Annotated in this window: 11 protein-coding genes and 1 tRNA gene; 3 read left to right on the top strand and 9 right to left on the bottom strand. The window is 65.2% G+C overall.

What is annotated here, in order from left to right; translation table 11 throughout:
- Positions 1 to 155: 155 nt before the first annotated feature.
- The 5 genes from EEB18_RS15805 to EEB18_RS15785 are packed head-to-tail and all read right to left on the bottom strand — an operon-like array spanning position 156 to position 8251.
- A complete protein-coding gene (locus EEB18_RS15805) occupies positions 156 to 1376 on the bottom strand; it encodes a serine hydrolase domain-containing protein (RefSeq protein WP_187140863.1) in 1221 nt (406 codons plus the stop codon).
- A gap of 37 nt (positions 1377 to 1413) precedes the next feature.
- Positions 1414 to 3216, bottom strand: coding sequence for a flavin-containing monooxygenase (locus tag EEB18_RS15800; RefSeq protein ID WP_187140864.1), 1803 nt, complete (start codon positions 3214 to 3216; stop codon positions 1414 to 1416).
- 45 nt (positions 3217 to 3261) lie between these two features.
- Positions 3262 to 4149 (bottom strand): alpha/beta hydrolase, encoded by an 888-nt coding sequence (locus EEB18_RS15795; protein ID WP_187140865.1) that lies wholly within the window; start codon positions 4147 to 4149, stop codon positions 3262 to 3264.
- Between the two features lie 21 nt (positions 4150 to 4170).
- The gene (locus EEB18_RS15790) at positions 4171 to 5790 is read right to left on the bottom strand and encodes a flavin-containing monooxygenase (RefSeq protein WP_187140866.1); all 1620 of its coding nucleotides are present in this window, start codon (positions 5788 to 5790) and stop codon (positions 4171 to 4173) included.
- Between the two features lie 58 nt (positions 5791 to 5848).
- Entirely contained in the window at positions 5849 to 8251 is a 2403-nt protein-coding gene (locus EEB18_RS15785) for a TonB-dependent receptor (protein WP_187140867.1), read from the bottom strand.
- 255 nt (positions 8252 to 8506) lie between these two features.
- Between EEB18_RS15785 and EEB18_RS15780 the strand changes: the two genes are divergently transcribed.
- Both EEB18_RS15780 and EEB18_RS15775 read left to right on the top strand, forming a co-directional pair.
- Positions 8507 to 8968 (top strand): Lrp/AsnC family transcriptional regulator, encoded by a 462-nt coding sequence (locus EEB18_RS15780; protein ID WP_187140868.1) that lies wholly within the window; start codon positions 8507 to 8509, stop codon positions 8966 to 8968.
- On the top strand, positions 8965 to 9483 hold the full coding sequence (locus EEB18_RS15775; protein WP_187140869.1) for an Lrp/AsnC family transcriptional regulator: 519 nt from the start codon (positions 8965 to 8967) through the stop codon (positions 9481 to 9483). The genes EEB18_RS15780 and EEB18_RS15775 overlap by 4 nt, the downstream gene beginning before the upstream one ends.
- Positions 9484 to 9630: 147 nt before the next feature.
- On the opposite strand, the gene EEB18_RS15770 is transcribed toward EEB18_RS15775, so the two are convergent.
- A tRNA-Gln gene (locus tag EEB18_RS15770) sits at positions 9631 to 9705 on the bottom strand.
- A 55-nt stretch (positions 9706 to 9760) separates the two neighbouring features.
- On the bottom strand, positions 9761 to 10846 hold the full coding sequence (locus EEB18_RS15765) for a branched-chain amino acid aminotransferase (protein WP_187140870.1): 1086 nt from the start codon (positions 10844 to 10846) through the stop codon (positions 9761 to 9763).
- Positions 10847 to 10923: 77 nt separating this feature from the next.
- On the opposite strand from EEB18_RS15765, the gene EEB18_RS15760 reads away from it, so the two are divergent.
- Positions 10924 to 11433, top strand: a complete 510-nt coding sequence (locus EEB18_RS15760) for a MarR family winged helix-turn-helix transcriptional regulator (RefSeq protein ID WP_187140871.1) — start codon at positions 10924 to 10926, stop codon at positions 11431 to 11433.
- 92 nt (positions 11434 to 11525) lie between these two features.
- On the opposite strand, the gene proC is transcribed toward EEB18_RS15760, so the two are convergent.
- Together proC and EEB18_RS15750 are read right to left on the bottom strand one after the other, a co-directional pair.
- Positions 11526 to 12356: a pyrroline-5-carboxylate reductase gene (gene proC, locus EEB18_RS15755; RefSeq protein ID WP_187140872.1), complete on the bottom strand. Its 831-nt coding sequence runs from the start codon at positions 12354 to 12356 to the stop codon at positions 11526 to 11528.
- 18 nt (positions 12357 to 12374) lie between these two features.
- Positions 12375 to 14042 carry an alkaline phosphatase family protein gene (locus tag EEB18_RS15750; RefSeq protein WP_187140955.1) on the bottom strand — a complete coding sequence of 556 codons (1668 nt, stop codon included), beginning with the start codon at positions 14040 to 14042 and terminating at the stop codon, positions 12375 to 12377.
- Positions 14043 to 14077 lie beyond the last annotated feature (35 nt).

Raw genomic sequence — 14077 nt, 5'->3', positions numbered from 1 at the left:
CACGCAACCGAGGGAGCCGCGGTTATCCTTCCCGCGCAGGCCCGCCATAGCGGCGTCGCCGCTGCCGGTGCATGGCCAATAAATTACGCGGCGGTAATGTCGTTGCTCGGTGCGCTCGCCCGGCCCGTCGCCCTGTTTCGGATTTGTCGGCGCCCTCACACCCAGGCGCCGCTCGCTTTCGATCGGTAACCAAGCGCGCGATAGGCGGCGTCGATGAGCAGTTGCGCGCGATCGCCGACCATCACGCCCGCGCCCATCCGGTTCATCGTGTAGCCGAACCCCATGCGCGCCGCGGGATCCGCGAAGCCGACCGAACCGCCAAAACCGACATGGCCGAACGCGTCCTCGGAGAGGAGGAGCGTACAATCGACCAGATGCGAAGCCGACCGATTGTCGGTCGTCTTCATGAAACCCAGCCCGAACCGCATCGGCATCAGCAACGTCGCATCGAGGTGGCTCGCGCTGGCCGTCCGCCCCATGCGGGCGATCGTATCGGCGGTCAGCAGATCGCCATTGGCCAGCGCCGAATAGAGGGTGGCCAGCCCCCGCGCATTGGTCATGCCGTTGAGCGAGCCGATCTCGACCGGCCAATAGGCCGGATCGTTGCAGTCATAGGCGCCGTCGTTGGTCATCATCAGCGTGAAGGGCGCACCGGGTTCATTCTCGATCGCGTGGTTGGCGCGCGACTGGCCGCCGAACAGCGGATCGGTCGGATAGACCATCGGCGCCACCCGCCGATGCTCGCTGGTCGGCAGGCCGAGCCAGAAATCGGCACCCAGGGGCACCGCCAGCTCGCTGCGGATATAATCGCCGAGCGGCACGCCGACGGCGCGGCGAAAAAGTCCGCCGAGCGTCCAGGCGTATGTATGGCCGTGATAGCCGTGGCGCGTTCCCGGCACCCAGAACGGGCGCTCGGCGGCGACGCGGTCGCACATATAGTCGAAATCCGCGAAGCCCCCCGGTTTCACCGGATCGCGCAGCGCGGGAACCCCGACCGAATGATCGAGGATCATCGCGACGGTGGCATCTTCCTTTCCCTCACGGGCGAATTCGGGCCAATAGCGCGCGATCGGCGCGTCGAGGTCGAGATGGCCCTTCTCGACCGCGTGATGCGCGGCGATCGCGGTGATGCCCTTGGTGCTCGACCACACGATCGAGATCGTGTCTTCGTCCCACGCGTCGCCGCCCACGGCCTTGCGACCGCCCCAGAGATCGACCGCACGCCGCCCTTCGTGAAAGAGCGAGAGGCTCGCGCCGACCTCGCCCCGCACCTCGAAGTTCGCGGTGAAGATATCCGCCAGTTCGGCGAAAGCCGAATCCACATGCCCGTATACGGTGCCGGCAATCGTCGAACGCTCGATCCGGTCGAATGTCATCAGCCTCTCCTGTCGATTTCCAGATAGCGCCGCGCGATCACCGGAGCGTCGCGCCGGCAAAGCCCTGATGCTCGCGCCAGTCGGTGACCATCTCGACCCAGGCGAAGAGACCGCCGGGGTAAACGGCGTCGGTGAGCCCCTTGCCGCGCTTCAAGGGCATGCCCTCGTTGTTGAAATAACCCGGCGTGCAAGCGGCGTGAAAGGCTACATCGGCCTCGCGCGCATCCACGATCGCCTCGACATAATCATCCTCGGCCTGTGCGCTCGCTTCGATTTCGCCGAAGCCGCGTTCGCGCACCAGCTCGATCGTCCGGGCAAGATGGCGCCCCTGGCGCAGCATCATCTCGGTATAATTGATCGTCAGCCCGACATGCACCGTTCCCATCAGGAACAGGTTCGGAAAGCCGTGGATCAGGGACCCGTGGAGCGACCGCGCGCCGTCGCGCCAATGCTCGCGCAAGGTCACCCCGCCGCGCCCGGCGATCTCATAGCCCTTGCGGGAGGACAGGTCGCTGGCAAAGCCCGAGGCGAAGATGATCGCATCGACGGGATATTCGGTCCCGTCGACGACGAACCCTGTTTCGGTGAGCCGTTCCAGGCCGGCGGCTCCGCTCACGTCGACGAGTTCGACATTGTCCCGGTTGAAGGCCGGCAGATAAAGGTCGTTGAAAGTGGGTCGCTTACAGAAATAGCGGTACCATGGTTTCAGCAACTCAGCGGCCGCTTCCTTGTGGACCACGCGGTCGATGCGGCCCCGAAGTTTCGCCATATAGCGAAGGTCGGCGCGCTCGGCGGCTTCCGCGGCCGCCTCGGCCGAAACATCGCTTTCCTTCCGGTCGCCGCCATAGATGCTCGCAAGCTCCGCGGTCGCGTGCGTCCAGCCATCGTCGACCAGATCCTCGTCCTGCTGGCCGCCGAGCACGAGCGTCGAATAGTTGAACATCCGGCGGTCCTGCCAGCCGGGTTCGAGTGTCGCGGCCCAGGCGGGGTCGGTCGGTTTGTTCAGCCGCTCGCCCACGACGACCGGCGTGCGCTGAAGCACGTAAAGATGCGCAGCCGACGGCGCGATATAGGGGACGACCTGCACCGCCGAAGCACCGGTCCCGACGACCGCCACCCGCTTGCCTTCAAGCCCGGTGCAATTGCCCGACGCGTCGCCGCCGGTATACTCATAGTCCCAACGGCAACTGTGAAAGATGCGACCGTGAAAGTCGTCGAGGCCCGGAAGATCGGGGAGCCGCGGCTGGTCCTGACCACCGCCGGCCATGACGACGAAATTGGACCGGATCGTGTCGCCGCGGTCGGTGCGTACCGTCCAGCGCTCGGCGTCGGACCAGCGCACCTCGGTCACGCCGGTGTGAAACAGCGCATCCTTGTAGAGGTCGAAATGCCGCCCCAGCCGCTGGGCATGCGCGAGGATTTCGGGCTGATGCGAATATTTCTCCTTGGGAATATAGTCGGTTTCCTCAAGGTACGGCAGATAGATATAGGATTCGACGTCGCACTGGGCGCCGGGGTAGCGGTTCCAGTACCACACCCCGCCAAAATCCCCCGCCGTGTCGAGAATGCGGATCGGCCCGACGCCGCATCGGCGCATCTCGATCGCCGCGATCACCCCGGCAAAGCCCGCGCCGATGACAAGCGCCCCGACCTGTTCGTCGCGTGCCGCGCGCTCGATGCGCGGGATATAGGTGTCGGCAAGGTCGATCGCGATCCCGGTATCCGGCGTGCGGTACGCGGTCCGGCCGCGGCGTCCCGCACGTTTGTCGCGTTCGGCACCATATTTGGCGCGCGCCCATTCGAGATCGTCCTCGGCGGCGGGCATCACATCGTCAAGCATCGGGGAGGCCTTTCTGCGGGGGACAGCGGACAGCGGGCGCCATGATCAGGCGCCCCCGCCAAAGTGGCGCGAGAGGAAGCGGCAAGCGCGCGCGAGCGCTTCGGCGCCCTCGGGGATCGCGGGAAAGAACCAGGGCCAGACATGGACCATGTCCGCGCGCAGTTCGACATCGACATCGACGTCGGCATCCCCCAGCGACTTCGCGAGGTTGAGCGCGTCGTCCATCAGGACCTCGGCGGTTCCCGCCTGGATGAAGACCGGGGGGCAGCCGCGAAAGTCCGCGAAGGCGGGAGAGACGCGCGGATCGCTGACCGCGATGTCGCCGGCGTAAAAGCCGGCCATCCGCGCGAGCAGGTCCGGGTTGGCGAGCGGATCGACGTCGCGCTTCAAGGTCCGCGATGTCGCGGTGTCCGAAAGGTCGGCCCAGGGCGACATGCAATAGATGCTTGCCGGCAGCGGGCGCTGCTCGCGCAGCAGTTCGGCCACCAGTGCCATCACAAGCCCCGCGCCGGCGCTGTCGCCGACGAGGGCGATCTTCTCGCCGCCCGCTCCGGCGAGCAGGTCGGAATAGGCGCGCTTCAGATCCTCGAGCCCGGCGGGATAAGGGTGTTCGGGCGCAAGGCGATAGTCGATCACCGCCACCCGGCTGCCCGTCTGCCGCGCGATCTCGCCGCCGAGGTGACGGTGCGAGTCCAGCCCACCGATGCAATAGCCGCCGCCGTGGACGAGCAGGACCGCGTGGCTGGGCGCGGTCGACACGCTAAGCCATTCTGCAGGCCGGCCACCGAGCGTCGCCTTTTCAACCTGCACATCGGGCGGGAGCGGGAAGGCGTCGCCCATGGCGCGGTACGCCTCGCGCATTTCCATAATGTCGGTCGGCATGGGCGAGGCGAACAATTGTTCGACGAGGGATTGGAAGGCGTCGCTGGGCATGGTCATCTCCTTTGCGGCGGTTCAGGCGGCCGAACGCGCGGGCGCCATGTCGAAGCCGCGATAATCTTGCTCGACCGTCTCGCGGCAGACCTGCAGGAAAAATTGCTGTCCCAGCGTGTAGAGGAGCATCTTCCGTTCGTTTCGCCCGGCGATGTTGTGATTGATCCCGGTGAACCAGCTGTTGGTCTTGCCCGCGAGCAGGAGTTCGGCCTGGTCGAGGACCTGTTTCGTCCAGTCCTGCTCGGCCGCTATCGTCGCCTCGCATCGCGCCAGGCCGCGGCGCTCCATATGTCCGACAAGGTCGGCGATAAATTCGACATTCTGCTCGGCGCAGCGCGGCACGTTGCAGAAGGTCGCGCCGCTGTGCGGGCCGACGATCATGAAGAAGTTCGGAAAGCCGTGGCTCTGCAGCCCGAGGAAGGTGACGGGACCATCGTCCCACTTCTCCCGCAACGTGAGCCCGCCCTGCCCCACGATCTCGATGCGGTCGAACGCCCCGCGTACCGCGTCGAAGCCGGTTGCATAGATGATGACATCGAGCGGCACGAACCCGCTGTCGAATGTCATGCCGCCCGGCGTGATCGCGCGCAGCGGGTCGGCGTTGACGTCGACGAGGTCGACATTGGGCTGGTTGAACACCTCATAATAGCCGGTCTCCATCGGCACCCGCCGGGTGCCGAAGAGATGGTCGGTGGGAATGAGTTTCTCGGCCGTTTTGGGATCCGTCACGCGCTCGCGGATCTTGCGCGCCAGAAAGTCGCTCGCGAGCCGCGCGGCCTTTTCATCGACCGAGAGATCGGCGAAATTGCTCAGCCAGAAGGCGAAGCCGCGCTCGCCATATTTTTGTTCGTAGAACGCCTCGCGTTCCGCATCGCTGACGTCCGACGTCGAACGCGGGTCCCAATTGTGGAGGAAGCCCGCGTCGCTGCTTCGGCAGGACTCGAAAATATCGGCATAGCGCGCCTTGATGTCCGCCATTTCATCGGGCGTGATCGGCGCGTTGCAGAGCGGCTTGCTCCAATTGGGTTCCTTTTGCACCACGGTAAGGTGGCCCGCGATCTTGGCCACCTCCTGAATGACCTGGATTCCGGTCGCGCCGGTACCGACCACCGCCACCCGTTTTCCGGCCAGATCGATGCCGCCGCGCGGCCAGTCGGACGTGTGGAAGGACGCCCCCGCGAAACTGCCGCGTCCCGGAAAATCGGGAATGACCGGGATCGACAATATTCCGATGGCGGTCACCAGATATTTGGCGCGCACCGCATAGCCGTCTTCGCATCGCACCACCCAGCGACCGTCCGCCTCGTCCCAGTGTGCCGACACCACTCGCGTCGCGAAGCGGATATCCTTTCGCAGGTCGAGCTTGTCGGCGACGCGCCGAAGATAGGCGAACGTTTCGGGCTGCGGCGCGAAATGCTCGCTCCAGTTCCACTCCTGCAGCATCTCCTCGTCGAACGAAAAGCAATAGCTGTAGCTTTCGGAATCGAAGCGGCAGCCGGGATAGCGGTTCCAGTACCAGGTACCGCCCACTTCGCTGCCCGCCTCCAGCGCCTGGACGGTGAGTCCCAGGCCGCGCAGAAGATGAAGCTGGTACATGCCCGACATGCCGGCACCGATGACGATCGCATCGAGTTCGATCATGGATTTCACTCCGGGGAAAAGACGTCCCGGCCAGGCGCTGGCCGGGACAGGGGAGGAGTCAGAAGCGGAAGCTGACGTCGACGCCGTAGGTGCGCGGTTCGCCTGGCACGGCGAGATTGTATCCGCCCGCGGTGCCGAGCCCGATGCCGCCCACGAAATATTCCTTGTCGAAGATGTTCTTGGCAAAAAAGGCTGCCGAGACCCCCGACCCGCCGATATTGTCGAGCCCGATCCGCGCGTTCACCAACTCATAGGAGGGAAGCAGCGTCCCCGGCGCGCCGCTCTTGCCATAGTTGGAGAAATAGAGGCTCGACTGGGCGTAGACATCGAGGCGCGCGCGCAGTTCGCCCGTGTTCCCTCCGAGCGGCGTGGTCACGTCGATGTAGCCGCTGCCCGAATATTTGGTCACATCGGCAAAGGTCGTGAAATCGATGAAGGTGCCGAACAGCGTCTGCTGCGTGTCGCCGCGATATTTGGGATCGGTGTGGTTGAACGAACCGCCGATCACCACGCCGGGCGCCAGCGTGACCTCGGCATCGAACTCGACCCCCTGGAATATGGCTCCGTCGGCGTTGACGGTCGCACCGCCCGGTCCGACATCGGGGAAGGTCAGATAGGCGATGCGCTGGATGCCATCGACCCAGCTTTTGTAGACGGCGAGATTGGCGCGCGTGCGCACCGTGCCGAGATGGCCGTTGAATTTCGCGCCGAATTCGACGTCCTCGATCTTCTCGGGGTTGAAGGTATTGCCGCCGAGTTCGGCGATCGCATTCACCGGCGGCGCGTTGTAGTTGAAGCCGCCGCCGCGCCAGCTGCCACGATAGGTGCCATAGAAGAAGAGCGAGGGCGTCGCCTGATATTCGAGGCCAAGCGTCCAGCTCGGTTCGCTGTCCTTGCGTTTTTCGACGATCCCCGCCGGATAGAAGGGCGCGAAACCCGATACCTCGGTGAACTTGTTCCGCTCCTGCGTGTAGCGGATGCCGCCCGTCGCGCTCAACTCGTCGGTAAGCTTGAACGACAGCTGCGCGAATGCGCCGATGCTCGAGATATCAAAATCGCCCTCGAGACGATTGCCGAGCGGCAGGCTGCCGCCGAACACCGGGCCGAGGATCGGATTGGCGACGGGGCCGAGGTCGAAATAGTTGAAGTCTTGCCCGCTCGTCCGTTTCTCGTTCGAATAATAAATGCCCACGATATAGTTCAGCCGGTTGTCGATCGCCTCGCCCGACAGCTGCAATTCCTCGGACAGCGATTCGACGCGGTTGAGCGTCTGCACGCGCCCGTAAAAGGGAAGCGGGCTGCCGTCCTGGTCGAACAGCGAGACGTTGCGGTTGTACGAATAGCCGGCGATATTCTTGATCTCGGCGCTGTCCGAGATCGCGATCGTGGTCGTGTTGATGATGAAGGCGCTTTTGGCGTCGAGCCCCGTCTCGGCGTCGAGATAGGTCGCGCGATTGCCCAGCGCGCGCTGGATCGAGACATATTCGCCGTAACCGCCCGCCGGGCTCCCCGGATAGGCGGCGCGCAGCGCCGCATAGGCGCCGGGTCCGGCCAGCGTGTCGAGTATCGGACTGTAGAAAGTGGTCAGCGTCGCGGGAAGCACCTGCCCATTCGGCCCGACCGACCCGGGTTCGTTCGCGGAGAAGGCCAGCAGCGGATCGCCATTGCCCTTCGTGCGCCCATATTGCGCAACGAACTTCGACTCGATCTTATCGCCGATCTCGAAACTGAGCGAGGCGCGCACCGACCAGCGATCGATATCGTTGAGGCGTTCGCCATTGACGAGATTGCGCACGAAGCCGTCGCGCTGGTCGATCATGCCCGCGACGCGGAGGCCGGCGCTGTCGCCGAGCGGGACGTTCAGCATCCCCTCGGCCTGCCAGGCTCCCAGATTGCCGACGCGGCCGCGCGCAAAGCCGCGAACCGCATCGAATTCGGGGTCCGCCGTCGAAAAGAGCACCGCACCGCCGGTCGTGTTGCGTCCGAACAGGGTCCCCTGCGGCCCCTTGAGCACCTGCACCGAGGCGAGGTCGTACAGCGATCCGGCGCTCAGCGCGTTGGTCTGGAACTCGTTCACATAGGTCAGTACGCCGGGCTGCGACACGCTGAACGCATCGATCGACTGGCCGCGGATCGCATAGCTGAACTGGCTGCTGCCCTGCGTCGAACGAACGATCAGGCCGGGAGTCGCGGTCTGCAGGTCGGCTTCCGAATTGATGCTTCGCGACTGCAACGCATCGCTGGTCAGCACCGACACCGCGACCGGCGTGCGGCTCAACCCTTCCTCGCGCCGGCGCGCGGTGACGACGATGTCGCCGTCGGTGGCGTCGGTCGACGTGTCGGCCGCGTCCGCGGGTGTCGCAGCATCCTGCGCCTCGGCGGCCAGCGGATATGCCAGGGCCAGCGGCAGCAGGCTGCTCGCCAGCAAAAAGCGGACTTGGTGCACGGATTTCGGATTCATGGCTTTCCCTCTCCCATCGACCGCCGCGCTACGGCGGCTGTGTCAGCCGCTCCCATCGCGGCCACTGCTCATTGTCGAGCTTTTGTCGAGGCTCATGTTCTCCGATGTATGCGAACCTGTCAAATGGTTTTTGGAACGCATTATTCGTACATTTGGCACCATATGCGATAATCGCAGAATTTTCTTGAGTTACGGGCAGCTTGGTATCATGCCCGCCTCAGGCGATCCGGCTCGCGGTGACGTCGAGGGAGGCATATGGGTTCGAACAAACGTCTGGATTCGGTCGACCGGCAAATCATCGCGATTCTCGCGCACGCGCCCCAGACGTCCAACCGTGACCTGGCGGTAAAACTCGGCGTGGCCGAGAGTACCATATCGGTCCGCGTCGACACGTTGATCCGCGAGAAGGTGATCAAGCTTTCGGTTCAGCAGAATATCGTCAAGACCGGCTATGGCGTATTGGGCTGGATCGATGTGAGCTGTGCATTCGGGGAAGCCGAAAGGATTGCGGCGGACGTCGGCAAGATCGAAAATGTCTTTTCGATCTCGCTCTTTTTCGAGAATCCCTTCCTTCAGGTGATGGTGTTCGTGCAGAGCGCCGCCGACCTTCGTGACCTCATCGAGAACAGGATCGGCACCATAGCCGGGGTCAGTGGAATCGCCGCGGACGTTTCGATCGGCGAAGCGTGCATCAAGCAGGGCATCGCATCACTGTGAGCGGGTCTTTCATCCCCGACGCGATCGACCGGCGCATCATGGCCTTGCTGCATGACGATGGCCGGACGAGCAATCGGGCGATCGGGCGGCAGCTCGAACTGTCGGAAGCCGCCATTCGCAAGCGGCTGAAACGCCTCACCGACTCCGGGCTGATTACATATGGGCTGCTGATCGACGTCGCCGCCACGAACATGCGGATATTCGGCTGGATGTATATCGAGGTGCATCCCCTGCATCTGAGCGCGGCGTACAAGGCAATCGCCGGCATGGATCGCTGCTCGGGCTGCGCGATGAAGACCGGAGCATATAACCTGCTCGCGCATATGTATGCCAAGGATCAGCGCGCGATGACCGCCACGATCGAAAACATCTATCGTATCGAAGGCGTGACACGCGTCACTTTTCGGCAGGTCAACAAATATCCGACGCACCGACACGAGTTCATCGTCGACACACGCGAGCATGAGTTCCGCAGTTGGCACGGCAACGTGGTTCATGCCGACCCGCCCCAATAGACTATCGAGCGAGACAATGCCGAAGCGCCGATATTCGATTGTTGGTCGAAAATAGCCACTCTCGGGAGCGCGCCTAACACGGGCGCGAACAGCGCAGATGGAGCGAAAGGCGTCCTGTGCAACGCCGCGGGGCCTGGTCACACCGGCTGGCTGGGGCGGCAGGATTCGAACCTGCGAATGGCGGCATCAAAAGCCGCTGCCTTACCACTTGGCGACGCCCCAACGGGCCGGTGCGAGGGCGCTCTATAGCGCCGGGCGCATGAATGGCAAGGCGGGCTTAGAGCCGCGTGACCCAGCCATGCGGGTCGGCCGAACGGCCGCGCTGGATGTCGACGAGCTTGTCCTTGAGCATCGCGGTCACCTGTCCGGGGCCGCCGGCGCCGATCGTGAAGGCGGTGTCGCCGCGCGTGACCTTGCCGACCGGGGTGACCACCGCGGCGGTGCCGCAGGCAAAGCTTTCGGTCAGCTTGCCGCTTTCCGCATCGGCCTGCCACTGATCGATCGCATAGGGCTCCTCGCGTACCGTCAGCCCGGCGTCGCGGGCAAGCGTGATGATCGCGTCGCGGGTGATGCCCGGCAGGATCGTCCCGGTCAGCGGCGGCGTGACGATGCTGCCGTCGTCGAACACGAAGAACATGTTCATGCCGCCCAGCTCCTCGATCCAGCGATGCTCGGCGGCGTCGAGGAAGACAACCTGGTCGTGACCCTTGGCGATCGCCTCGCGCTGCGCGACAAGGCTCGATGCATAATTGCCGCCGCATTTGGCGGCACCGGTGCCCCCGGGCGCGGCGCGGGTGTAATCCTCCGACACCCAGAGCGAGATCGCGGGAGCGCCCGAGCGGAAATAATTGCCGACCGGCGAGATGATGACGAGGAACTGATATTCGGCGGCCGGCTTGACGCCGAGGAACACCTCGCTCGCGAACATGAAGGGGCGCAGGTACAGCGCGCCGCCGTCGACCGGCGGGAACCACTGGGCATCGGCGGCCACGGCTTCCTTGACCGCGGCGATGAACAATTCCTCGGGCAGTTCGGCCATCGCCATGCGCCGCGCGCTGGCGTTGAAACGCGCCGCATTGGCATCGACGCGGAACAGCGCCATCGACCCGTCGTCGAGCCGATACGCTTTCAGCCCCTCGAAGATTTCCTGCGCATAATGGAGCACCGCGGTCGCGGGGTCGAGCGTCAGCGGGCCGCGCGGCATCACCTGCGCGTCGTGCCAGCCCTGCCCCTCGGTATAACGAATCGACACCATATGATCGGTGAAGACACGCCCGAACACCGGATCGGCGATCGCCGCCGCGCGGTCGTCGTCCGCGACAGGATTGGGGTGCGGCAGACGGGCGAAGGCGGGAGCGGACATGGATCAACCTTGAAGCTAGGGGGTCAATGGAGCGCGCCTCTTGCCAAAGCGCGGCCCTTCGCGCAACGCTAGTGACTATGCCCGACGACAATTTTCTTTCACAAGTACCCAGCGCTTCGGCTCTTTTCTTGCGCGAGGAAGAGGTTCGCCGCGGTATCGAATTTCTGTTTTTCGCCCATGCGTCGTTGTGGCGCACGATCGACGCGCGACTGGCCGAGCAGGAATTGGGCCGCGCCCATTACCGCGCGCTCTATTTTATCGCGCGCCAGCCCGGTCTCGCGATTTCCGACCTGCTCGCGCTGCTCGGCATCACCAAACAGTCGCTGGGGCGTGTCGTGAAGGACCTCGAGGCCCGCGAACTGCTGACGACGCGCCCCGGCGGGCGCGACCGGCGGCAAAAGGAATTGCGGCTGACCGACGAAGGTCGCGCGATCGAGGCGGCGATCTTCGCGCTGCTGCGCGACGCGATGAGCCGCGCCTATACCCATGCGGGGCAACAGGCGGTGACGGGCTTCTGGCAGGTCAGCGAAGCACTGTTGCCGGCCCGCGAGCGCGAACGGGTCGGCAAATTGGGGAGCGAAAACTGAGCGTCGTCCCCGCGTAGGCGGGGGCCGCTAGAAGTTCGACACGGCGAGGCTGAGATATGCCGACAACGGCCCCCGCCTTCGCGGGGGCGAGGTCAGCCTTCCCCGCGCGCGATATCGGCGAGTTCGCGGCCGCGATCGCGCGCGGCGCGCAGCACATTGGTCATCAGCGCGACGAGCTGGCCGCCCTCGTCGAGGATGTCGAGCCCCGCCTGCGTCGTGCCGCCCTTGCTCGCGACCTGTGCGACAAGCACCCCGGGCTTTTCGCCGCTGTCGGCGAGCAGCGCGGTCGAACCCCCGAAGGTCGCCAGCGCCAGCGCCAGCGCGTCCTCGCTCGACAGGCCAAGCCGTTCGCCCGCCGCGGCATAGGCTTCGATCAGGCGAAAGACGAAAGCCGGGCCGCTGCCGGTGAAGGCGGTGACCAGATCCATCGTCGAATCGTCGGCGAGCGGCACGACCTGGCCGAGGGGTTTCAGAAGCGCGGTGACTGCCTTGTCGTCGGTCCGGCCAAGGCTGGCGACCGCCGACACCCCGGCGCCGATCCGCGCGGCGAGGTTCGGCAGGATACGCACCTGTGCGCGGGCATTTGGAAAACGCGCGACAAGATCGGTCAACGAAACCCCGGCGAGGATCGAGAGCAGATGGACGTCGTCGGTCACCTGCGGCGCGAGTTCGCCCGCGACTTCGCCGAGTTGCTGCGGCTTCATGCCGAGCATGATCCAGTCGGCATCGCCGCCCGCCGCCTGCCATTCGGCGAGCGCGGCATATTGGACGATGCCTTCGCGCGGGGCCGCCGCCGGATCGACGATCGCGACCTGCGCGGGATCGAGCCCCGCAGCCAGCCAGCGGTCGAGCATCGCACCAGCCATGTTGCCGCAGCCGACCAGCAACAGCTGGCCGGAAAAAGTCCGCAATGTCTTGGTCATGGTCTTTTCTTTTCGTTGTTACCGACAGCTGCTGTCCGGACCCGAAAGCAGGTCGAGGCAGCGGCCGTCGATCTTGGTGGCGTCCACCGGCAGTCCGATCAGCCCCGCCAGCGTGGGGAGGATATCGACCGTCATCACCGCATTGGGCTGTTCGAAACCGGCCAGCCCCTTGCGCCAGAACAGCATCGGTACGCGCCGGTCATAATCCCACACCGACCCGTGCGTCGCGACATAACCGAGGCCCGATTCGGGGATCGGGGTCACGCGCGGCTTAAGCACGACGATGAAATCGCCCGAACGCTGCGGATTGTAGGACGCCCGCAGCTTGTCCATCATCGACCAGACGTCGGGCGAACGCTTCGAAATCGGATATTTCGCCAGTTCCTCGCCGGTCACCACCGCCTCGACCTGCGGATGAGCGCGCCAGCGGGCGAGCAGTTCGGCCGACGCCGCCTTGCGCTGCGCCGGGGTCAGCGCCTTCGACAGATACATGTCGCCGAACGGGCCGTCGCTGTAGAGCAAAGGTTGCGGCAGGCCGAGCTTTTCGGCGACCGCCTTGCCCAGTTGGTCGGCGTCGAGACCGCGGTCGACGCGCTCGGCGGCGGGCCAGGCATTCTGGCGGTTGCGCTCGGGCAGGTCGTGGCCGCCATGGTCGGCGGTCAGCGCGACTGCATAATCGATGCCGCTTGCATCGAGCCGCGCGAAGAAATCGCCGAGTTCGCGGTCGAGACCCGCCATCTGCAAGCACATTTCGCTGCCCTCGGTGCCATAGGTGTGGCCGACATAGTCGGTCGCCGACAGCCCGACGATGAGGAGGTCGGTGGTGTCGCCCTCGCCCATCTTGCGCGTCTGGCGCAGCGCCGCAGCGGTCGCGAGGACCGCGCCATCGGCTTCGGGCGAGGCCATGAAGCCGCGGAAATTGCCGGCATCGCGCGCGAGGCGGCCGGTGCCGACAGTGCCCCCCTTGTCGATCGGGATCGCGATGTCCTTCGCGGCGCAATCGGCGGGCAGCGTGAGGCCGGGGCGCGGCTGCGCCATCGCAGCGGCGATCGCCGCGCTCGCCTGCGTCGCGACCGGCGACAGCGCCGTGCCGCGATAGCTGGTGAGCCCGGTGGGGACGAGCCACATCAGTTCGTCGGCCTGGTGCCCGCCCATCATGATCGCGGCGCGGTCCTTGCCCGCGACCGACACGACCTGGGTCCGGGGATCGCGCGCCTTCATCAGGTCGCCGAGCGTCGGGACGAGCAGATGCTTGACCGAGGCGGCATATTTGCCGCTGCCCGACGTCGTCCCCGCGACGCCCTCATCCTCGGCGCAATAGACGCGCTTGTCGTCGCGCGGCGTCGACAGATCGAAATAATTGTTCGCGATGATCCCGGTGTGCGCGGGGTGGTTGCCGGTCAGGATCGTCGAATGGCCGGGGCAGGTCTCGGTCGCGCCATGCGACTGATAGCCCGCGGGGAAGACGACGCCCGAGGCGAGCCGCGCGAGACCGCCAGTGAATTTACCGCGATATTCGGCGAAAATGTCGGCCGAAAACTGGTCGACCGCGACCATGACGATCAGCTTGGGCGGCGGCGTCTGCGCGGTGACCTTCTGTACAGGCGCGGCCGCATCCTGCGCGAAGCTGGCACCGGTTCCGGCGACACAAAGCGCGGCGGCGAGGGCGGTGTTGAGATATTTCATCTTCACGGGCGGCTTCTCCGATACAGGGGGTGTCA

The organism is Sphingopyxis sp. OPL5 (genome assembly GCF_003797775.2).
Lineage (GTDB): Bacteria > Pseudomonadota > Alphaproteobacteria > Sphingomonadales > Sphingomonadaceae > Sphingopyxis.
Note: the sequence above shows the minus strand (reverse complement) of the source record. Positions and strands in the feature narration are given on the sequence as shown.